The 19,795-nt window shown below is 65.8% G+C and carries 18 protein-coding genes and 1 tRNA gene; 11 read left to right on the plus strand and 8 right to left on the minus strand.

Annotated features, from left to right (window positions below):
- The first annotated feature begins 250 nt into the window (after positions 1–250).
- The gene (locus HHL13_RS18485) at positions 251–505 is read left to right on the plus strand and encodes a GlsB/YeaQ/YmgE family stress response membrane protein (RefSeq protein ID WP_169557846.1); all 255 of its coding nucleotides are present in this window, start codon (positions 251–253) and stop codon (positions 503–505) included.
- A gap of 72 nt (positions 506–577) precedes the next feature.
- On the opposite strand, the gene HHL13_RS18490 is transcribed toward HHL13_RS18485, so the two are convergent.
- Positions 578–1,297, minus strand: a complete 720-nt coding sequence (locus tag HHL13_RS18490) for an SIMPL domain-containing protein (RefSeq protein WP_169557412.1) — start codon at positions 1,295–1,297, stop codon at positions 578–580.
- 86 nt (positions 1,298–1,383) lie between these two features.
- Positions 1,384–1,644, minus strand: a complete 261-nt coding sequence (locus HHL13_RS18495) for a GlsB/YeaQ/YmgE family stress response membrane protein (RefSeq protein ID WP_169557413.1) — start codon at positions 1,642–1,644, stop codon at positions 1,384–1,386.
- 307 nt (positions 1,645–1,951) lie between these two features.
- Between HHL13_RS18495 and HHL13_RS18500 the strand changes: the two genes are divergently transcribed.
- The 3 genes from HHL13_RS18500 to HHL13_RS18510 all read left to right on the plus strand — a co-directional run bounded on the left by HHL13_RS18500 (position 1,952) and on the right by HHL13_RS18510 (position 7,648).
- On the plus strand, positions 1,952–3,148 hold the full coding sequence (locus HHL13_RS18500) for an efflux RND transporter periplasmic adaptor subunit (protein ID WP_169557414.1): 1,197 nt from the start codon (positions 1,952–1,954) through the stop codon (positions 3,146–3,148).
- A 41-nt stretch (positions 3,149–3,189) separates the two neighbouring features.
- Positions 3,190–6,336, plus strand: a complete 3,147-nt coding sequence (locus HHL13_RS18505; protein ID WP_169557415.1) for an efflux RND transporter permease subunit — start codon at positions 3,190–3,192, stop codon at positions 6,334–6,336.
- 106 nt (positions 6,337–6,442) lie between these two features.
- Entirely contained in the window at positions 6,443–7,648 is a 1,206-nt protein-coding gene (locus tag HHL13_RS18510) for a DUF445 domain-containing protein (protein WP_169557416.1), read from the plus strand.
- A 34-nt stretch (positions 7,649–7,682) separates the two neighbouring features.
- On the opposite strand, the gene HHL13_RS18515 is transcribed toward HHL13_RS18510, so the two are convergent.
- Positions 7,683–8,354 carry an HAD-IB family hydrolase gene (locus HHL13_RS18515; RefSeq protein ID WP_169557417.1) on the minus strand — a complete coding sequence of 224 codons (672 nt, stop codon included), beginning with the start codon at positions 8,352–8,354 and terminating at the stop codon, positions 7,683–7,685.
- 61 nt (positions 8,355–8,415) lie between these two features.
- On the opposite strand from HHL13_RS18515, the gene HHL13_RS18520 reads away from it, so the two are divergent.
- The 4 genes from HHL13_RS18520 to HHL13_RS18535 are packed head-to-tail and all read left to right on the plus strand — an operon-like array spanning position 8,416 to position 11,917.
- Positions 8,416–9,516 (plus strand): MlaE family lipid ABC transporter permease subunit, encoded by a 1,101-nt coding sequence (locus HHL13_RS18520; protein WP_169557418.1) that lies wholly within the window; start codon positions 8,416–8,418, stop codon positions 9,514–9,516.
- Positions 9,513–10,352: an ABC transporter ATP-binding protein gene (locus HHL13_RS18525; protein ID WP_169557419.1), complete on the plus strand. Its 840-nt coding sequence runs from the start codon at positions 9,513–9,515 to the stop codon at positions 10,350–10,352. Before HHL13_RS18520 ends, HHL13_RS18525 begins: the two co-directional genes overlap by 4 nt.
- A gap of 7 nt (positions 10,353–10,359) precedes the next feature.
- The gene (locus HHL13_RS18530) at positions 10,360–11,319 is read left to right on the plus strand and encodes an MlaD family protein (RefSeq protein ID WP_169557420.1); all 960 of its coding nucleotides are present in this window, start codon (positions 10,360–10,362) and stop codon (positions 11,317–11,319) included.
- Positions 11,320–11,329: 10 nt separating this feature from the next.
- Complete coding sequence (locus HHL13_RS18535) at positions 11,330–11,917, plus strand: ABC-type transport auxiliary lipoprotein family protein (RefSeq protein ID WP_169557421.1); 588 nt, start codon at positions 11,330–11,332, stop codon at positions 11,915–11,917.
- Positions 11,918–12,226: 309 nt separating this feature from the next.
- On the opposite strand, the gene HHL13_RS18540 is transcribed toward HHL13_RS18535, so the two are convergent.
- The gene (locus tag HHL13_RS18540; RefSeq protein WP_169557422.1) at positions 12,227–13,126 is read right to left on the minus strand and encodes a peptidylprolyl isomerase; all 900 of its coding nucleotides are present in this window, start codon (positions 13,124–13,126) and stop codon (positions 12,227–12,229) included.
- Positions 13,127–13,204: 78 nt separating this feature from the next.
- Here HHL13_RS18540 and HHL13_RS18545 point away from each other — a divergent pair.
- Positions 13,205–13,295 (plus strand) — tRNA-Ser (locus tag HHL13_RS18545).
- Between the two features lie 70 nt (positions 13,296–13,365).
- Here the strand turns inward: HHL13_RS18545 and ligD are convergent.
- From ligD to HHL13_RS18565, 4 genes are all read right to left on the minus strand, one after another.
- The gene (ligD, locus tag HHL13_RS18550; protein WP_169557423.1) at positions 13,366–15,813 is read right to left on the minus strand and encodes a DNA ligase D; all 2,448 of its coding nucleotides are present in this window, start codon (positions 15,811–15,813) and stop codon (positions 13,366–13,368) included.
- Entirely contained in the window at positions 15,813–16,676 is an 864-nt protein-coding gene (locus HHL13_RS18555; RefSeq protein WP_169557424.1) for a Ku protein, read from the minus strand. The genes ligD and HHL13_RS18555 overlap by 1 nt, the downstream gene beginning before the upstream one ends.
- 80 nt (positions 16,677–16,756) lie before the next feature.
- A complete protein-coding gene (locus HHL13_RS18560; protein ID WP_169557425.1) occupies positions 16,757–17,005 on the minus strand; it encodes a hypothetical protein in 249 nt (82 codons plus the stop codon).
- Between the two features lie 147 nt (positions 17,006–17,152).
- Positions 17,153–17,737, minus strand: a complete 585-nt coding sequence (locus tag HHL13_RS18565; RefSeq protein ID WP_169557426.1) for a sigma-70 family RNA polymerase sigma factor — start codon at positions 17,735–17,737, stop codon at positions 17,153–17,155.
- A gap of 194 nt (positions 17,738–17,931) precedes the next feature.
- On the opposite strand from HHL13_RS18565, the gene HHL13_RS18570 reads away from it, so the two are divergent.
- Both HHL13_RS18570 and HHL13_RS18575 read left to right on the plus strand, forming a co-directional pair.
- Positions 17,932–19,101 carry an exo-alpha-sialidase gene (locus tag HHL13_RS18570; RefSeq protein WP_169557427.1) on the plus strand — a complete coding sequence of 390 codons (1,170 nt, stop codon included), beginning with the start codon at positions 17,932–17,934 and terminating at the stop codon, positions 19,099–19,101.
- A gap of 85 nt (positions 19,102–19,186) precedes the next feature.
- Positions 19,187–19,747: a hypothetical protein gene (locus tag HHL13_RS18575; RefSeq protein ID WP_169557428.1), complete on the plus strand. Its 561-nt coding sequence runs from the start codon at positions 19,187–19,189 to the stop codon at positions 19,745–19,747.
- Positions 19,748–19,795 lie beyond the last annotated feature (48 nt).

Below are 19,795 nucleotides of genomic sequence, written 5' to 3' on the forward strand. Positions count from 1 at the left end.
CTTCCCGCGAGGGAGGCGGGCCGTTTCGGTTTTCGCGGTTGGGTGCGATCCTTACCTGATGTGAGGAACGTCGAACCCGCAGGGTTCGCAAGCGCGACAGCGCGCTGGCCGAAAGGCAGCCCCATCCGAGGCATGCGCGCAGCGCATAAGCCGCGAGATCGAACAAACCCTCATGGAACCAACCGGGCTCGTTACGACTTTTCCCATCCGCAAGCCCGGTGTGACGGGCTAAACGGAGGGACGGAACATGATCGGTCTTATTGTCTGGCTCGTTATCGGTGGTGTGGTCGGCTGGCTTGCCAGCCTCGTGATGCGCACCGATGGCCAGCAGGGTATCTTCCTGAACATCGTCGTCGGCGTCATCGGCGCCTTTGTCGGCGGGCTGCTGTTCGGCGGCTCGATCAACGAGACCCCGACCAACCCGATGGCGTTCATCGTGTCGCTGGTCGGCGCGATCATCCTGCTCGCGATCGTCAATCTGGTTCGCCGCGGCGCCGTCCGCTAAGCGAAGCCGGATCCGACAAAAAAGGGCCGCCCCGGCAGGGACGGCCCTTTTTTTTGCGTGCAAGGCCCCGCCTTACTTCAGCAGGAACCGCATGGTGACGGTCGCAGTGACTTCCTGCTCGCCGGCCTGCACGCTCACGCCCTTGGCATCGTAAGCGGCAAAGCGTTCCGCGGTGGGGAAGACCCGCGACGGCGACGCGTCCGAGATCGACAGGATGCGATCGACCCGCAGCCCCGACGCCTTGGCATAGAGTTCGGCGCGCGACCGCGCCTGCGCCACGGCATCGACTCGCGCTTCGTTCAGCGCTTCGGCAGGCTGGCTCAGCGTCAGGTTCGGACCCGAGATGGTGTTCGCGCCTTCCTTCACCAGCACGTCGAGGATCGCGCCCGATTTCGAAACGTCGCGGAAGCGCACGCTCACGCTGTTCGACGCCATATAGGCGAAGATCACCTGCGGCTGGCCGTCCACCGGATTGCGATATTGCGGCTGGAGCGAGATGTTCGAGGTCTGGATGTCACGCGGAGCAATGCCCGCCGCCTTCAGAGCGGCGACCACCCGGTTCATCCGCCCATTGTTCTGCGCCAGCGCTTCGGCGGCGGTCGCCGCCTGGGTCGTCACGCCTGCCTCGATGATCGCGACGTCGGGCACGCGAACCGAACGGCCCTCGGCGGTGATCTCGAGCAGCGTGCCTTCGTGCTGCATCATCGGCGGACGTGGCTGCATGTCCTGCGCCGCGGCGGGCAGCGCCGAAAAAGCCGCCAGCGCCGCCAGACCAAGAGTGATCGCCTTCATTCACCGTCTCCAAAAACGAATAGTCCCGCGAACGGCCTTGCCGCGCGCGGGACTAACCGAAACTGAATGAAGCGGATCGCGGCCGTTCAGGCGCGCTTCGCCATGACGAGGCGATACACGACCAGCAGAATCACCGCGCCGGCGGTAGCGGCGGCATAGGCCTGCCACGTGCTGTCGGCGATGGTCAGGCCCATCATCGGCGTCAGATACTTCGCCAGCAGCGCGCCCGCGATGCCCAGCAGGATCGTCACGATGATTCCGCCCGGATCCTTGCCCGGCATGATGAGCTTGCCGAGCGCACCCGCGACAAGGCCGATAAGAAGCCAACCGATGATACCTGTAGGCATGGGTAATCCTCCTGTTTCGGCCCGCCATTCCAGACCTGGGCGGAGCGTCGCGCCATGCAGCGGCCAATGCAACCCCGTTTCTTTGGCCGATTCTTCCGCCGCCGATTCGGACGGCGCTTCGGCCCGCTCTTCGGATCGTCGCGAACCCAACCGTTCCGGGCCATTCGCGAGCCGCTCGCGCTTGCGGAAACATATGGAAACAGGCAATGCGCGCACAGGGAGGAAACGACCACTTGTGGTCGGTGCCTTATTCATCTAATACAGTGTTTTCCTGGGGCACCGGCGTCTGCCGGATCAGGTGGCGCATATGAACTATGAGGCGGGAATGTTGGGCAGAAGCGAGCGGCTCGAATATGTCGGTGAGGAAACGCGGGGCCGTCGCCGGTGGCTGTGGATCATCGGCGGTCTGGTGGTGCTCGCGCTGATCGCGGCCGCCTTCATGATGCGGGGCGGCAGCCAGCCGCCCGCGGGCGACGCTGCCAAGGGCGGCGCCGCAAAGAAGGACAATAGCCAGCTCCCCACCGTGACCTACGCCATTCCGGGCAGCTCGGATGTCGCGACCGTCATCACCGGCACCGGCTCGCTGGCCGCGCGCCGCGAAATGCCCGTCGGCGTCGCCGGCGAAGGCGGCATGGTCACGCGCGTCCTCGTCGAGCCGGGCCAGTGGGTCCAGGCCGGTCAGGTGCTGGCAACCGTCGATCGCTCGGTTCAGGTCCAGACTGCCGATTCGCTCGCGGCGCAGATCCGCGCCGCCCGCGCCGATGCCGCGCTGGCACAGGCCGAGCTCGAGCGCGCGCAGGCGCTGCTCGGCCGCGGCTTCGTCTCCAAGGCCGATATCGATCGCAAGACCGCGACCCGCGACGCCGCGAACGCCCGCGTCCGCATCGCCGAAGCGCAGCTTCGCGAAACCCAGGCGCGCAACCGCCGCCTCGACATCCGCGCCCCTGCGGCCGGCCTCGTCCTGACCCGCTCGGTCGAGCCGGGCCAGATCATCAGCTCGGGCTCGGGCGTGCTGTTCCGCATGGCGCAGGGCGGCCAGATGGAGCTTCGCGCCCAGCTCGCCGAATCCGATCTCCAGCGCGTCCGCATCGGCACCCGCGCGCAGGTGACCCCGGTCGGCGGCGAACAGACCTTCAGCGGCGAAGTATGGCAGGTCTCGCCGGTCATCGATCCGCAGACCCGTCAGGGCATCGCCCGCGTTGCGCTTACCTATAATCCGGCGCTGCGCCCGGGCGGTTTCGCTTCGGTGCAGATCGTGTCGGGCGGCCAGCGCGCGCCGCAGCTGCCCCAGTCGGCGGTGCAGAGCGACGAAAAGGGCAATTTCGTCTATATCCTCGACAAGGACGACAAGGCGGTCCGCCAGTCGGTCACCACCGGCGACGTGTCCGAAAAGGGCGTGGTGATCACCAGCGGCCTGCAGGGCAACGAGCGCGTCGTGTTGACCGCTGGCGCGTTCCTGAACGCGGGCCAGAAGGTCAAGCCGGTCCAGCAGAAGAAGCAGTAAGCTCCGGTCCGCCGGATCCAAGTTTGCAGGGATAGTCGATCATGAGCTTCCGCAACATCTCGGCCTGGGCGATCCGCAACCCGGTGCCGCCCATCGTCCTTTTCCTGTTCCTGACCATCGCGGGGCTGCTCAGCTTCAACCGCATGGACGTGAACAACGAACCGGACATCGACTTCCCGATCGTCTGGATTTCGATCTCGCAGCCCGGCGCCGCGCCGAGCGAGCTCGAGAACCAGATCACGCAGAAGGTCGAGGCCGCGGTGCGCAGCCTCCAGGGCATCGACGAGATCAACTCGACCGTCCAGGAAGGCAATTCGCAGACCGTCGTCCAGCTTGAGCTCGGCATGCCGATCGATCGCGCGGTCGAGGACGTGCGCAGCGCGATCCAGCAGATCCGCGGCGATCTTCCCGACGGCATCCTCGAGCCGCAGGTCGGCCGCGCCAACACCACCGACAACGACATCGCCAGCTTCACCGCGGTCGCCACCGACATGACCGTCGAGCAGCTGAGCTGGTACATCGACAATACCGTGTCGAAGGAACTGCGCTCGGTCTCCGGCCTCGCCGCGGTCAACCGCAATGGCGGCGTCAATCGCGAGATCCGCGTGATCCTCGATCCCGCCAAGCTGCAAAGCTATGGCATCACCGCGACCGCGGTGAACCAGCAGCTGCGCGCAAGCAACCTCAACGCGCCGGGCGGCCGCACCGAGATTTCGGGCTTCGAACAGTCGGTCCGCGTGCTGGGCAACGCCGACAGCGCCTATAAGCTCGGCCAGCAGCAGATCGCGCTGGGCGGCGGCCGCACCGTGCGCCTCGCCGATATCGGGCAGGTGGTCGACAAATATGCCGAACAGCGCAGCCTGGCCTATTATAACGGCCAGCAGGTCATCGCGTTCGACATCCAGCGCTCGAAGGGCGGCTCGGACGTTACCGTGTTCCACGAAGCGCAGGCCAAGCTGAAGGAGCTCGAGGAGCGCAATCCGAAGGTCCGCTTCGAGCTGCTGTTCAACCAGTCGCAATATGCCGAGCAGCAATATCACTCGGCGATGGAAGCGATGATCGAAGGCGCCGTGCTGGCGGTCATCGTCGTGTTCCTGTTCCTGCGCGACTGGCGCGCGACCTTCATCTCGGCGCTGGCGATCCCGCTATCCGCCATCCCCGCTTTCTGGTTCATGGACCTGCTCGGCTTCACGCTGAACCAGATGACCCTGCTCGCGCTCAGCCTCGTGGCCGGGGTGCTCGTCGACGATGCGATCGTGGAGATCGAGAATATCGTCAGACACATGCGAATGGGCAAAACGGCCTATCAGGCCTCGATCGACGCCGCCGACGAGATCGGCGTGGCGGTGCTCGCCACCACCATGTCGATCGTCGCGGTGTTCCTGCCGGTCGGCCTGATGCCGGGCATTTCGGGCCAGTTCTTCAAGAATTTCGGCCTCACCGTCGTGGCTTCGGTGCTCATGTCGCTGGCCGTGGCGCGATTGCTGACGCCGATGATCGCGGCCTATTTCCTCAAGGCCAAGGGTCATGCCTCGCACGGCGAAGGCAGGATCATGAACTGGTACGTCAACTTCCTGCGCTGGACGCTGCGCCATCGCTGGTCGGCGGTGCTGGCGGGCTTCGTCTCGTTCGCGCTGACGATCTTCTGCTTCATGTCGCTGCCGATCACCTTCCAGCCGACCCAGGACCAGGAAAGCTCGACTGCGACGATCGAAATGGTGCCCGGCACCACGCTCGAGCAGACCGAAGCCGTGGTCGCCCGCGTCGCCGAGCGGCTGCGCAAGGAGCCCGATGTCGAGAACATCTATTCGCGCGCGTTCGTCGGCAATGGCCGCGTCGTGGCGATCTACAAGGAAGACAAGAAGGAAACGAGCGACGAGTTCGAGCGCCGCGTCGCGCCCGACCTGCTCGCCATCGCCGACGCGCGCGTCGGCTTCCGCTCGCAACAGGGCTGGGGCGGCAGCGGCCGCGCACTGACCATCACGCTGGGCGGCGCCGATCCCGAAGCGCTGAACCAGACCGCGTTCACGCTGGTCGAGCAGATGGCCGGTCTCAAGTCGGTGATCGCCCCGCGCATCTCGGGCGATCTCAAGCGGCCTGAAATCGTGATCAAGCCGCGTTTCGATCTGGCCGCGAACATGGGCGTCACCACCCAGGCGCTCAGCTCGGCGATCCGCATCGCGACGCTGGGCGATATCGACCAGAACAGCGCGCGCTTCTCGCTGAGCGATCGTCAGATCCCGATCCGCGTCGCGCTCGAAGAAAGCGCCCGCGAACGCCTCTCGACGATCCAGAACCTGCCGGTCGCCACCCAGTCGGGCGGCTCGGTGCCGCTGCGGGTGATCGCCGACATCAGCTTCGGCGCGGGCCCGACCCGCATCGAGCGGCTCAACCTGCAGCGCCGGATCATCGTCGGCGCCGACATCGCGATCGATCCCAAGACCGGCAAGCCGTTCGTGACCAGCGAGATCATGAAGCAGATCGACAATCTGCCGATCATGAAGAACCTGCCCACGGGCGTCGGCAAGCTGACCGTCGGATCGGCCAAGTGGCAGGCGGAGATGCTCAACAACTTCTTCATCGCGCTGGCGGCGGGCATCTTCCTCGTCTTCGCGGTGCTGGTGCTGCTGTATCGCCGCTTCATGTCGCCGCTGGTGAACATGGGTTCGCTGCTCCTCGCGCCGCTGGGCGGGTTGCTCGCGCTGATGGCGTTCGGCCAGCCGCTGTCGCTGCCGGTGTTCATCGGCATCCTCATGCTCTTCGGCATCGTCGCGAAGAACTCGATCCTGCTGATCGACTTCGCGATCGAGGAGATGGAGAAGGGCGTCGACAAGTTCACCGCGATCCTCGACGCCGGGCACAAGCGCGCCCAGCCGATCGTGATGACCACCGTCGCGATGGTCGCGGGCATGGTGCCCACCGCCATCTCGCTCTCGGGCGACAATGCGTGGCGTCAGCCGATGGGCATCGTCGTGATCGGCGGCCTGATCCTGTCGACCATCCTCACCCTCGTCATCGTGCCGGCCAGCTTCAGCCTGGCGGTGGGCGTCGAAATGTGGCTCGGGCCGAAGCTGCGCAAGACGCTGCTCACCTACAAGCCCGGCGACGAGCATGGCGGCGGCGAGCTGATCGAGCAGCGCGGCGGGCATATCGACTACAAGCCCGAAAGCCCCAAGCCGGCCGAGTGATCTCCGGTCCGGTGAACCTAAAGCGGTCTCGACGATTGGGATGCGTGTGAACCTGTTCGCACGCATCCCCCGACGGGCCGACCCCGTCCCTGCCGGCCTCCGCCGGATGCGCATGGTCGCCACGGGCATGCTGGTGGCGATGGCGGCGGTCTTCATCGCCGCGCGCGCGATCGGTCCCGTCCACCCCGTCATCGGCTTTATCCGCGCCTTCGCCGAAGCCGCGATGGTCGGCGGGCTGGCCGACTGGTTCGCGGTCACCGCGCTGTTCCGCCATCCGCTCGGCCTGCCGATCCCGCACACCGCGATCATCCCGCGCAACAAGGATCGCATCGCCAGCACCCTCGCCGCCTTCCTGCGCGACAATTTCCTTACCCCTGGCGTCGTCGCCCGGCGGATGCGCCGCGTCGACGTGGCGGGCGCTGCCGGACGCTGGCTCGCCAGCCCGCCACAGGGCCGCGGCCGGATCGGTACCGGCGCCTCTCGCCTCGCCGCCGATCTGCTCGAATCGCTCGATCAGGAGCGGCTGGGCGGCATGGTGAAGGGCGCGGTGGCCAGTCGGCTGCGCGCGATCGAGATCGCTCCGCTGGCCGGACAGGCGCTCACCGCCGCCATCGCCAGCGACCGCCACATCCCCCTGCTCGACGGCATGATCCGCTGGGCGGCGAAGATCCTCGATTCGAACGAGCATCTGATCCGCGAGATGGTCCATGCCCGCGCGGGAGGCATCATGCGCTGGACCGGCCTGGACGAGACGCTGGCCAACAAGATCATCTCGGGCCTCGACAAGCTGATCAACGACATGGCCGAGGATGCGAACCACCCCTTGCGCGCCAAGGCCGAGGAGGGCCTCGTCACCCTCGCCCGCGACCTCCAGCACAAGCCCGAGCTGCGCGCGAAAGTGGAAGCGTTCAAGAACGAGATGCTGGAGAATGTCGCCTTTCAGCGCTGGACCGAGGGGCTGTGGGAAAGCAGCCGCGCCGCCCTGCTGCGCGCCGCGCGCGATCCCGAACGCGTCATGGCCGGACGCCTGGGCGATGCGCTGAAGCAGTTCGGCGAGACCATCCAGCACGACCGCCGCCTGGCCGATACGATCAACCGCTTCGCGCGCCGCACCGCCGTGGGCGCGGCAGCCGATTATGGCGACGGCATCGTCAAGCTGGTGTCGGAAACGATCAAGGGCTGGGATGCGGAGACCGTCACCGGCCGCCTCGAAAACGCCGTGGGCAAGGACCTGCAATATATCCGCATCAACGGCACTTTGGTCGGCGGCCTGGTCGGCGTGACGATCCATGCGGTGGATACGCTGCTCTGACGCTGCGGTCCCGCCGGCGCCGGAGCGCGGATACTTACCGCCAGTCCAGCACCGGCCACCCCCGGGCCTTCGCCAGCGCGACCAGCGGCGCATGCGCGTTCACCGCGAAGCCTTCGTCGGCCCATTCGAGCAACGGCGCGTCGCTGACATGGTCCGAATAGGCGCGCACCTGTGCTTCGCCGCGTGCGATCCCCTGATCCGCCAGCCATTTCTCGACCATGCGGAGCTTTGCCGGCCCGTAACAGTTCTCACCTTCGATCTCCGAAAGGACCCGCCCCTGCCCGTCCCGCTTCGCACCCGTCGCGATGACATCGTCGAACCCCAGCCGCGCGCCGATCGCCGCGGCGTAATAGCCGTGCGACGCCGTCGCCAGCACCAGCCGGTATCCCGCCGCGCGATCCTCCGCGATCCGCGCCAGCGCAGGCGCCAGCACGTTTCCGGCCATCACCGCATCGGCATAGGCTTCGGCCACGTCGCGCAATTCGGCTTCGGGCAGCGCCTTGCCGACCATCATCCGATGGGTCGCCTGCTTCAGCCCCGCCCGGTCGATCAGCTTCAGCAGATAGCCGAATCCGGCCAGTCCGGCGGCGGGCAGCAGCGCCAGCCGCCACGGCGCGCGGGCCTTCGCGGCATGGATCAGGAACGCAGTCCAGGTCGGTGCGCGCGTGATCGTCTTGTCCATGTCGTAGATTGCGAGACGATTCATTGATCCATCTAAAGCCCTCGCGCCTTGCCGTTCCACCCCAAATCGCGGAAAGGTGGCCGCGATGAGCGCAGAAGCCGATTTCGCACAACAGGATAACGGCACGCTCGCCTTCACCGGCGATCTGTCGCTGGCGCGCATCGGCAATCTCCACGACCGGCTCGACGCATGGGCCGGCGACGTGAAGCGCATCGACCTCAGCGGGGTCGACCGGATCGACACGGTCGGTGCATGGATCATCCATCGCTTCGCCAAGGCGCGCGGCGCGACGATCGAGGGACTGGGCCCCGACGCGCAGCACCTGCTCGATCAGGTGGCGAAGGCCGAACATCCGGTCGCCCGGCCGGAAAAGCCGCAGGCCCCGTTCAACCGCGTGCTGGGCGAGATCGGCGATGCCGTCGTCACCGCCGGGCACACGCTCTACGGCCTGCTCGGCTTCATGGGCGCGACGGTGATCGCCTTCTGGCACGTCTGCCGCCATCCCGGCCGCTTCCGCTTCAATGCCACCGTGCAGCGCTTCGAAGTCGTCGGCGTCTCCGCGCTCGGCATTATCGGCCTGATGAGCTTCCTGATCGGCATCGTCATCGCACAACAGGGCGCGGTGCAGCTCGAGCAGTTCGGCGCGGAGATGTTCACGATCAATCTGGTCGGCCGCATCACCTTGCGCGAGCTCGGCGTGCTGATGACCGCGATCATGGTCGCGGGGCGCTCCGGATCGGCCTTCGCCGCACAGCTCGGCACGATGAAGCTCACCGAGGAGATCGATGCGATGCGCACCATCGGCGTTTCGCCGATGGAAGCACTGGTGCTGCCGCGCGTCATCGCCGTGGTGCTGATGATGCCGCTGCTGGCCTTTTATTCCTCGCTGGTCGGGATCATCGGCGGCGGCCTGCTGTGCTGGGCCGCGCTCGACATCCCGCCGATCACTTTCATCCAGAAGATCCGAGAAGTCGTGCCGATGAGCGACCTGTGGGTCTGCCTGATCAAGGCGCCGGTATTCGGCGCGATCATCGCCATCGCCGGCTGTTTCCAAGGCATGCAGGTCGAAGGCGACGCCGAACAGGTCGGCCACCGCACTACCACTGCGGTGGTTCAGGCGATCTTCCTCGTGATCGTGCTCGACGCGTTCTTCGCGGTCTTCTTCGAACGGCTGGGCTGGATATGAACGCGGTCCGCGCTTCCGCCGGCGAAGGCAATGATTGCATCATCAAGGTGCGCGGGCTGAAGAATTGCTTCGGCGATGCGGTGATCCATGACGGACTCGATCTCGACGTGCGCCGGGGCGAGATCATCGGCGTGGTCGGCGGATCGGGCACCGGCAAATCGGTGCTGATGCGATCGATCATCGGCCTCCAGACCCCGGTCGAAGGCAGCATCGAAGTGTTCGGCGAGAACACGATCGGCGTCGAGGAAACCGAGGCGATCGAGATCCGCAAGCGCTGGGGCGTGCTGTTCCAGGGCGGCGCGCTGTTCTCGACGCTCACCGTGTCGGAAAACGTCCAGGTTCCGATCAAGGAATTCTACCCCCGGCTCGACGCGACGCTGCTGCAGGAGATCGCGTCGTACAAGGTGGTGATGACCGGGCTGCCCGCCGAAGCCGGGCCCAAATATCCCGCCGAGCTTTCGGGCGGCATGAAGAAGCGCGCCGGCCTCGCCCGTGCGCTGGCGCTCGATCCCGAACTGCTGTTCCTCGACGAACCCACCGCCGGGCTCGATCCGATCGGCGCCGCCGCGTTCGACGAGTTGACCGCGGCGCTGCAAAAGACGCTGGGACTCACCGTCTTTCTGATCACGCACGATCTGGATACGCTCTACGCGATCTGCGATCGGGTCGCGGTGCTGGCGGACAAGAAAGTGATCGCGGTCGGCACCATCGACGAGCTGCTCGCGTTGGATCACCCGTGGATCCAGGAATATTTCAATGGCCCGCGCGGACGCGCGGCAGTCGCCAGCGGCGAGCGGGAACGGGGAAAAGCCCGCGCCACCGGCAAAAGGACGTGAGGGGCTGATGGAAACTCGTTCGAATCATGTGCTGGTCGGCGCGGTTGTGCTGATCCTGCTCGCGGTCCTCGCGCTGTTCACCGTCTGGCTCGCCCGGCTCGGCACCGCCGACGAGCGCGAGTACGACATCTTCTTCAAGCAATCGGTCGATGGCGTCAGCGCCGGCTCGACCGTCACCTTCTCCGGCGTGCCGTCGGGCATCGTCAAGGAGATCGCCTTCTGGAAGGACGATCCCCAGTTCGTCCGCGTGCGGATCGCGGTGAAGGGCGACGTGCCGATCCTTCAGGGCACCACAGCGACGATCCTCGGCAGCTTCACCGGCACCAGCACGATCCAGCTCGACGGCGCGGTAAAGGACGCCCCGCCGATCACCTGCCCCGAAGTGAACCCCAAATCGGCCTGCCCGCTCGGCGTGCCGACCATCCCGCCAAAGCCGGGCGGCCTGGGCGCACTGCTCAATTCGGCGCCGAAGCTGCTCGAGCGGCTGGCGACGCTGACCGAGCGACTGACCGAGCTGCTGGGCGACAAGAACCAGAATTCGATCGCGGGCATCCTTGCCAATACGGACCGGCTGAGCAAGGCGCTGGCCGATCGCGGGCCGGAAATCGCCGCAACGCTGGCCGAGACGCGCGTGACGATCCAGAAGGCCGGCGTCGCCGCCGAGCAGATCGGCAATCTGGCAGCCACGACCGACGGGCTGTTGTCGGACGATGTGAAGCCGATGATCGGCAATCTGAACCGCACCATCGCTTCGGCCCAGCGCAGCATGGAAACGCTCGACGCCACGATCGGCGACGCGCGGCCGGGCCTTCAGGCCTTTTCCAAGAAGACCGTGCCGGAGATCGGCCAGCTGATCCAGGATCTGCGCCAGATGGCGCTCGCGCTGACCTCGGTCGCCGAGAAGCTCGATCAGGGCGGTGCCGGCGGGCTGATCGGCGCGCCCAAGCTGCCCGATTACAAGAAGTGAGGACTTCGGGATGAACAAACACGCCCTGCTCGCCCTCCCCCTCGCGCTGGGGCTGTCCGCCTGCATCTCGTTCGGGGCCAAGCCGCCGCCCTCGCTGCTGACGCTTCAGCACGATGCGGCGATCCCGACCGATCAGGTCCAGAATTCGAGCACCAGCCCGACGATCACGATCGGCGTGCCTGCCGTGCCGCAGGAACTCGCCACCGCGCGCGTGCCGGTCCGTTCGAACGGCACGACCATCGCCTATGTGAAGGATGCGGTGTGGGTCGAGCAGCCCTCGCGCCTGTTCGCGCGCCTGCTGGCCGATACGCTGACCGTGCGCACCGGCCGCGTCGTGCTGAGCAACCGCCAGTCGCAAGCCGATCCGGGCGCGCAGCTGACCGGCGAGCTGCGCATGTTCGGCGTCGATGCGGGGACCAACGAAGCGATCGTCATCTTCGACGCCACGCTCAACCGCGGCGATGCCGGCGTGTTCGAGAAGCGCCGCTTCGAAGCGCGCGTGCCCGTTACCGCGATCGAACCCGGCCCGGTCGGCGTGGGGCTCAATCAGGCCGCCAACCGGGTCGCCGAGCAGGTCTCCGACTGGGTCGGGAAGTAACAGCCGGCTCCCCCTTCGGGGGAGCGGCCGGCCTCACTTGCAATGTTGAGCGCCTATCCCTCTCGAACACGTAACCGTGCTCCGGTGAAGGCCGGAGCACGAGAATGCCCATTCGGTCGAAAGGGATATGCTTGTAATGTAGGATTTCGCCTGCTTGGCTGATCGCGCGGGGAAGCCCCCGCCGCTCCTTGAACCCGTCAGAACCCACCAATTTCGCGGCAAGCCGGTTTTTCGCGATATTGGTGTCAACCGTGTCAACCAGCACTGCCCGAAGTGCCTGTTTTCAAACGATCCTTCCCGAACTTCTCGCTATTGCGCCCGGCGCACCGGCGCTTCGGCGTTACAGATGTCCGCTCCGCCCGCGGGCACGGTGAAGAAGGGCGGCTGGCGGTTCTCGCGCAGCTTGATCCATGCCGCGAACCGTTCGTTGTCGGTCGCGCGATACTGGAAGCGCGGGCGCTCATCCTCGGGCAGCTGGCTGGCCAGCCGCACCGATGCGATCCCCACATATTGCGCGGGATCCTCGTACAGACCAAGCCCGCCGCCGGTGCCGCGCGGCAGGCTGGAAAGCCAGCGCATCCCCTCGATCACGCGCCCGGCGATCGCGATGTTGCGGTCCAGATGGCGCGGGGCGTGGCCGATCACGGCGTACAGCTCCGATCCGCTGCCCGTGCTCGGCGCCAGGTCGCGCGCCACGCCGACCATGCCATAGCAATGGGTCAGCCAGGTTTTCTTGCCGTCGGTCGCCAGCGGCCAGCCATCGGCGCTGTGCCCGGTCTTCGCGGTATAGGGATCGGTCTTCGTCAACGCCGTGACGCCATCCCAGCTGCTCCACTCATATTCGGGCGGCGGATTGGGGATGACGAGGCCGGGCAGCTGGGTCTTGACCGTGCCGCCGCCCCATTGCGCGACATAATTGTCCTGCACGCGATACACGCTGGTCCCGTCCCACCAGTGCGCCTCGGCGAGCTTGCGGATATTGGCGACATGGGCCGGTGCGTAGCGCGGGGCGAGACGGATGAAGATCTGGTTCCCGCCCTTCAGCGTGACCACGAGGATCTCGTTGTCGGGAATGGGTTTCCAATCCTCGGGCAGCGCGTCTGCCGAGGCAGGCGTGGCCTGTGCGGGCCTCCCGGAAAGCGCGGCGGTCTGGGCAATGGCAGGAAGGGCGGCGGAGAGCGCAAGCAGCGCGATCAGGGGCTTCAGCATGACGCGAAACCTGACATGCTCCGTGCCGCTTGCCTAGCCCGCGATGAGCAGCTAGGTCACCCGCCTTCCAGAGCATGCGGAGCGGTGGCCGAGTGGTCGAAGGCGCTCGCCTGGAAAGTGAGTATACGCCAAAAGCGTATCGAGGGTTCGAATCCCTCCCGCTCCGCCATTTGCCGATCCAGCCATCCAATCCGGCGCCGTCGCTGATCCGGGCGGCACGGACATCGCCAGCCAAACCGCTACAAATCCGGCAAGCCCTGGTGCGCCACGCCCCAGCCGGCGAGATCGGGGCCGGACGCGCGCTCCAGCAATTCCGCTGCGTCCGCCACCTGCCAGTTTGCCGGGGTCTCGATGCCGTCGAGTTCCGCCCATGTCACCGGTGCGGCTACCGGTGCGCCCGCCCTCGCGCGCACCGTATAGGGCATCACCGCGGTCGCGCCGCGCTGGTTGCGCAGCCAGTCGATGAAGATCCGGCCCTTGCGCTTGGCCTTTGACATGGTCGCGGTGAAGCGATCGGGTTCGGCTTGCGCAAGCGCGCGGCTGAAACGGTCGGCGAAATCCTTCACGACCGGCCATTCTGCGCCGGGGATCAGCGGCACGACGACGTGCACGCCCTTGCCGCCCGAAAGCATCGCGAAGCTGACAAGGCCGATATCGGCGAGATGTTGCTTCAGGTCGACCGCCGCCTTCTTCACCTGGTCGAAGCCCAGGCCTTCGTCGGGATCGAGATCGAACACCATCCTGTCGGGCTTTTCCAGCGTGCGGATCGACGAGCCCCAGCCGTGGAATTCGATCGTCCCCATCTGGACACAGGCGACCAGCCCATCGGTATCGGTGACATACAGATAGGGCTCCGTCGATCCGTCCTTTTCCCGGATGTCGACGTGATGGACATGATCGCCGAACGAACCCGCGTCATGCTTCTGAAAGAAGCAATGCCGGGCGCGGCCCTGAGGACAGCGCACCAGACTGATCGGGCGGTTCGCGGCGAACGGCAGGATCAAGGGCGCCATCGTTTCGTAGAAGGCGGCCAAGTCGCCCTTGGTGACCGTGGACTGATCGAACAATTGCCGGTCGGGGTTGGTGATCCTTATCGTGGTCCGCGACGAAGCCGGAGCTGCGCCGGGCTGCTCCAGAGTCACCTCCGCAGCCTCCTTGTCGCCGCGCAGGCCGATGAAGCTCGAATGGCGCAGCACGCCATCGGGCGTCACTTCGGCATAGGCGACTTCGGCGACCAGTTTTGGCGTCACCCAGTGCGCGCCGCGCGTCGCGGCTCTGGGCGCATCGACGGTCGGCGTCTTGCGCGCCAGCCGCTCCAGCTTCTCGCCGATCGCAGCGATCGTCTCCTGCGAAAAGCCGGTCCCGACCTTGCCGGCGTAGCGCAGCTTGTCCCCGTCGCGCACGCCGAGCAGCAACGAGCGGAAGCCGCGCCGCTTTTCGCTGCCCAGCCAGCCGATGATGACGAACTCCTGCCGATGAAGGCATTTGATCTTCAGCCAGTTGCTGGAACGCCTGCCCGCATAGGGCGCATCGGCACGTTTCGAGACAATCCCCTCATAGCCTTCGCGGCACATCGTCTCGAACAGCTTTTCGCCCGATCCAACGATATGTTCGGCGAATTGCAGCCGCGCATCAGCGCCGTCGAGCACGCCGCGCAATTGCTCCTTGCGCACGACGTTACCCTGTTTCTCGAGCTTCCTGCCATCGAGCTCGAGCAGGTCGAACGCGAAAAGCGTCATCTCTCCGCCGTTCGAGATGGCATCCTTCAACCGGGAGAAATCGGGCCGGCCCTGATCGAAGGCCACAATCTCTCCGTCGATCAACGCCGATCCCACCGGAAGCGTCGCGGCCGCCTCGACGATGCCCGGGAACTTGTCGCTCCAGTCGAGACCGGTGCGGGTAAACACCTTTGCCCGCCCGCCAGCGACGGCGACCAAGGCGCGATAGCCGTCATACTTCACTTCATGGATCCACCCGGATCCGGCGGGCACGCTGTCGACCAGCGTACAGAGCTGCAGGGCGCGGAACGCCGGCATCCTTGCCTTGCCGGCAGGCGGGGCCGGGCGTTTCGACGGTGCGGCCTTGCGCCACCCCGGCAGCGTCCGGGCAGCTTTCCCCTCGGCGATCTGCTGCATCGTCCGTCCGGTCTTCACGCTGGTCAGCGCACCTTCGACCAGATCGTCGGAGCCGCCGGCGAAATCATCCGCCACCTTGCGCAGCAGCCAGTTGGTATTGCGTTCCTTGCCGCGCGGCTTCAGGCGCACGAGCAGCCATTCGCCCTTCATCCGTTCGCCATCGAGTACGAAGTGCAAATGCCCCTTCTCAAGATCGGCGGCCGACTTGCCGGGCAGCGGCGCCCAGCTACCATCGTCCCACAGCATGACCGTACCGCCGCCATATTCCTTCGCCGGAATCGTGCCTTCGAAATCGGCATAGCTGAGCGGATGGTCCTCGGTCTGCACCGCGAGCCGCTTGTCGGCCGGATCGAGGCTGGGGCCGCGCGTGACGGCCCAGCTTTTCATCACTCCGTCCACTTCCAGCCGCAGATCCCAATGCAGCCGGGTCGCATCATGCTTCTGCACCATGAACCGGTTGCCCTTGCCCGGCGCAAGAATGCCCTGAGGCTCGCGGGTCTTCGCGAAATCCCGCTTGGAATTATAGGTGGCGAGGGGATCGGCGCGCACCATCACGCACGCTTTTTCGCCGGGGGTTTCGCGGCCGCCCTGGCCGGTTTCTTCTTCGCCGGGGTCCCCGCCGCGGGCTTCTCGACCGATTTCTTCAGCGCCGCCATCAGATCGACCACGTTCGAGCCAGACCGGGCGCGGCCGTCATCCTTGTCCTCGATGATCTTGCGGCCCGATTTCGACTTCTGCTTGCGCGCAATCAGGTCGCGCAACGCGTCGACATAACGATCGTGAAACTGGGCGGGGTCGAACCGGTGCGTCTTCTTCTCGATCAGCGTGGTGGCGAGATCGAGCAGATCGGCATCGGGCTTGTCGTCGGGGATGTCGCGAAAATAACTCTGGGCCTTGTTGACCTCATCGGCATAGCGCAGCGTTTCCAATACCATCCCCCGCCCGCAGGGCTTGAGGCTGACGACATATTCTCGCCCGCGCATCGCGAGTTGGCCCAATCCCACCTTCTTCGATTGGCGGAGCGCCTCGCGGAGAACGATGAATGCCTCCTCCGCCAGATCGTCCGCCGGCACGACGAAATAGGGCCGCTCATAGTAGAGAACGTCGATCTCGTCCGCGTCGACGAACTGCGTCAGCTCCAGCGTCTTCTTTGAATCCAGCTTCACCGCATCGATTTCGGCCTGATCGAGCAGGACGTAGTGGTCCTTGTCCACCGGATAGCCCTTGACGATCTCGTCGGTATCGATCGCGCCAAGGCCCGGCACGACCTTCTCATACTTCACGCGCTTGCCGGAAGGCTCATGCACCTGGTGAAAGGCGATCTGCGCACCCGATTTCGTAGCGGCGTAGATTTCGACCGGGATCGAGACCAGCGCCAGCCTGATCTGTCCCTGCCAATAGGCTCGTGCGGCCATCCTGTCCTCCGTCGTTGCGGAGCCGATTCAACACAGCGCAGCCGGACTCGTTCCCCCGGTCCCGGGGAGGGCATCGTGTTTCAGGCGGGAAGGCTTTTGCCGGTCCGCGCCGCGACGTCGGCGAACAGGATGCGCGCGACGATCTCGGAGCGGTCGTCTTCGATGTCGAGGCAAGCCTTGAGTAGCAGCGCGTCGCCGCCCTGCGCCGCGAGCATCCCGGATACGACGCGATTGCCGCGCGCCATTGCGGATGCGAGATCGGGATAATCCCGGCTGCCCAGATGCGACGGCGCGCCCGAACCATGAATACGCAGAAAATATTGCGGCATGGCGGCTCGCTTCCTCTCCGAGGCTGTCCGGCAATCCCGGGTCGACTGCGCAACCTGCCAAGGGGGTAAAGGGTTCCTCCGCAATCCGGAAAAACCGCTTTTCGAGAAGTATTTACGAGTCGCGCGACGGCATGGCGGCACTCCGCGTCAATCGGAGCGCTGCCGGCCCCTGTGGACCGCTGTGCCGTCCGCTTCGGCCAGCCGGTCCCGGCAATGAGTAAGGGCCCGGCGGACATGCTTTTCGACCATCGAAACCGAAATGCTGAGCGCTTCGGCGATCTCAGCCTGCGGCAGGTTTTCGAGCCGGTGCATCACGAACGCCGTCCGGGCACTAAAGGGCAGTTCGGCGATGGCTGCATCGACAATCGCCAATTGCTCGCGGGCGGCGAGGATCTGATCGGTGGAAGGATCGTCGGAGACGATTTGTTCGAGGGCTCTGGTATCGACGAGCAACATGCCGCGCGTCACCTCGGCGCGGGCGCGGTCGCGGATCAGGTTGAGCGCGGTTACGTACAGGAAAGCCCCCGGATCGAGCACTTCGGCTCTGGTCTCCGCCAGCGAAAGGCGAAGGAAGGCGTCCTGCACGACATCCTCCGCATCCGCCCCGCGCCATCGGACGCGGATCGCGGCGGCCAGCCGCCCGTAAAGCTCCGGGAGACGCTCGCCCCGCTGATCCCGCACGACGCCGGCATCTTCGTCAGGCATGCATGACGGGCGATCGGCACCGGCCATCCCTCTCCCCTCCTGATCGTGTCGAAGGAGGCCCCGGCGCACCGAAACTGTCAACATATAAATATAGCAAAAAAGATTTATATTATCATTGAGGAATGCATCGTCTCATCCGTCTTCAGATCAGACGCCAGGTCCCGCGCCTGACGCATCCCGCGCCCGGCGCAGGACATCAACAGCGGGGATAGGAGAGCGAGATGACGAGACGATCGACGATCCGATGGACCGGCCGGCGCATGGCCGGCCGCGCGATGCTGCTTGCGGGAATGACTGTCATGGGCATGACCAATATCGCCGCACAGGCCCAGACCCTGCTGGCCAGCGATGCCCGCTATCCGCGCATCCGGCTGCTCCCCAGCGGCGAACTGATTGCGTCGGTCCTGTCCTATCAGGGCGACGATCACGTCAAGATCTTTTCCAGCGTCAACAACGGCGTCAGCTTCACCCAGGTCGGCACGATCGCCGATCCGGAATTCCAGACGCTGAAGTCGAGCAGCCCCAGCCTGTTCCGCGTGCCGCAGACCGTCGGATCGCTCAACGCGGGCGACCTGATCCTGGGGATCGCGGTGGACACGCATCCGACCAACACCAATCGCCGTACCAAGATCAACATCTACCGGAGCACCGACGACGGCCGGACCTGGGCCTTCCTGTCGGTCGCGGTCCGATCGGCCAATGCCGGCGGGCTGTGGGAGCCCGATTTCTCGATGGGCACCGACGGTGCGATCGTGATGCATTACGCCGACGAAAGCAGCGACTGCTGCAGCCAGAAGCTGGTCCGCCGCCGCACCTATGACGGGATCAACTGGGTCGATCACACCAACACGGTGGCGCTCGATACCAATATCAATGGCCCGAACTATTCGCTGCGCCCCGGCATGTCGGTCGTGTCGAACCTGGCCAACGGCACGCGGTTCATGACCTACGAGATTTGCGGACCGGGCGCGGCCTATAGTTGCTCGACCTATTACAAGACCTCCACCGACGGCTGGAACTATGGCGCGGTCAACACGCCGGGCACGCGGATGGAGGATTCGCTCCAGCGTTTCTTCGCGCATACGCCGGTCAACAAGGTGCTGCCCGACGGCTCGATCCTGTGGCTCGGCCAGGTGCTCAAGGTCGCCAACGGGAACCCCTCGGGCTTCGACGGCACGGTGATCTACAAGAGCGCGTCGGGCAATCCGAACGGCCCCTGGACGATGATCGACGCGCCGGTGCCGCTGCCCAATCCCACCGCCAGCAACAATTGCGAGGGTTTCTCGCCCGGCCTGCAGTGGATTTCGGGCGGCGCCACGCTGGTTCAGCTCACTACCCGCCTCGAGGGCGGCGTCTGCAAGCTGTATTTCGGCAGCGGCCCGACCAGCTGAGCCACCGCGGAAACGCGACCGGCGTCCCCGTGGCGGGGCGCCGGTCCCTTTTCGCACCTGACACTCCGGGAGAACAGGAAAGCACATGACCAAGATCTGGGCGTGGGGGGCGGCGATCGTCCTGGCCGGCATTCTCGCACTGGCCTGGTTCGCACTGCCCGAGGATCATGTGGCCACCGGCAATGGCCAGATCATGATCGCGGACGCGGCACCGCCGCCCGCACCGGCGGCGGCAGGTAACGCCATGATCGCGGACACCGGCAAGCCGCTCGACGCCGCCCAGCGCAATGCCGAGCTGGCGCTGGAAAGCGGCAATCTCTTCGCGACGGAGAAGCGCGATCCCGCCTGGGCCAGCCGCAGCGAAGCGGCGATCCGGGGCGTGCTGCGCCATATCGACTATATCGATCAGGGCGACCTGCTGTGGATCGATTGCAAGACGACCGTCTGCCAGGTGAAGGGTGCGGGCAAGGAAGACGAAGCGACCGGAACGATGGCGCCGGTGTGGGACGCGCTGGAACGCGCCACCGCCGGCGACACGCTGCGCGGTCAGGGCCTGACTCGCAGCGACACGACCTATGAGACTCCGCGCAGCCGCGAAGCCTTCATCATCCATTACCGCCGGCTGGAGGCAGCGCCGGCACGCTGATCCGCACCCTCTCCCGCGACGGGAGAGGGTGCGTTTTCCGGAACGGGC

This window comes from Sphingomonas sp. G-3-2-10 (assembly GCF_012927115.1).
In the GTDB taxonomy this organism is placed as follows: domain Bacteria; phylum Pseudomonadota; class Alphaproteobacteria; order Sphingomonadales; family Sphingomonadaceae; genus Sphingomonas.

What these genes read in the sequence shown, in the direction of transcription:
- HHL13_RS18575 (WP_169557428.1), top strand. Translation starts at nt 19,187, where the DNA reads ATGACCAAGATCTGGGCGTGGGGGGCGGCGATCGTCCTGGCCGGCATT.
- HHL13_RS18505 (WP_169557415.1), top strand. Translation starts at nt 3,190, where the DNA reads ATGAGCTTCCGCAACATCTCGGCCTGGGCGATCCGCAACCCGGTGCCG.
- HHL13_RS18510 (WP_169557416.1), top strand. Translation starts at nt 6,443, where the DNA reads ATGCGCATGGTCGCCACGGGCATGCTGGTGGCGATGGCGGCGGTCTTC.
- HHL13_RS18560 (WP_169557425.1), bottom strand. Translation starts at nt 17,005, where the DNA reads ATGCCGCAATATTTTCTGCGTATTCATGGTTCGGGCGCGCCGTCGCAT.
- ligD (WP_169557423.1), bottom strand. Translation starts at nt 15,813, where the DNA reads ATGGTGCGCGCCGATCCCCTCGCCACCTATAATTCCAAGCGGGATTTC.
- HHL13_RS18535 (WP_169557421.1), top strand. Translation starts at nt 11,330, where the DNA reads ATGAACAAACACGCCCTGCTCGCCCTCCCCCTCGCGCTGGGGCTGTCC.
- HHL13_RS18530 (WP_169557420.1), top strand. Translation starts at nt 10,360, where the DNA reads ATGGAAACTCGTTCGAATCATGTGCTGGTCGGCGCGGTTGTGCTGATC.
- HHL13_RS18495 (WP_169557413.1), bottom strand. Translation starts at nt 1,644, where the DNA reads ATGCCTACAGGTATCATCGGTTGGCTTCTTATCGGCCTTGTCGCGGGT.
- HHL13_RS18490 (WP_169557412.1), bottom strand. Translation starts at nt 1,297, where the DNA reads ATGAAGGCGATCACTCTTGGTCTGGCGGCGCTGGCGGCTTTTTCGGCG.
- HHL13_RS18540 (WP_169557422.1), bottom strand. Translation starts at nt 13,126, where the DNA reads ATGCTGAAGCCCCTGATCGCGCTGCTTGCGCTCTCCGCCGCCCTTCCT.
- HHL13_RS18500 (WP_169557414.1), top strand. Translation starts at nt 1,952, where the DNA reads ATGAACTATGAGGCGGGAATGTTGGGCAGAAGCGAGCGGCTCGAATAT.
- HHL13_RS18525 (WP_169557419.1), top strand. Translation starts at nt 9,513, where the DNA reads ATGAACGCGGTCCGCGCTTCCGCCGGCGAAGGCAATGATTGCATCATC.
- HHL13_RS18520 (WP_169557418.1), top strand. Translation starts at nt 8,416, where the DNA reads ATGAGCGCAGAAGCCGATTTCGCACAACAGGATAACGGCACGCTCGCC.
- HHL13_RS18570 (WP_169557427.1), top strand. Translation starts at nt 17,932, where the DNA reads ATGACGAGACGATCGACGATCCGATGGACCGGCCGGCGCATGGCCGGC.
- HHL13_RS18515 (WP_169557417.1), bottom strand. Translation starts at nt 8,354, where the DNA reads ATGAATCGTCTCGCAATCTACGACATGGACAAGACGATCACGCGCGCA.
- HHL13_RS18555 (WP_169557424.1), bottom strand. Translation starts at nt 16,676, where the DNA reads ATGGCCGCACGAGCCTATTGGCAGGGACAGATCAGGCTGGCGCTGGTC.
- HHL13_RS18565 (WP_169557426.1), bottom strand. Translation starts at nt 17,737, where the DNA reads ATGGCCGGTGCCGATCGCCCGTCATGCATGCCTGACGAAGATGCCGGC.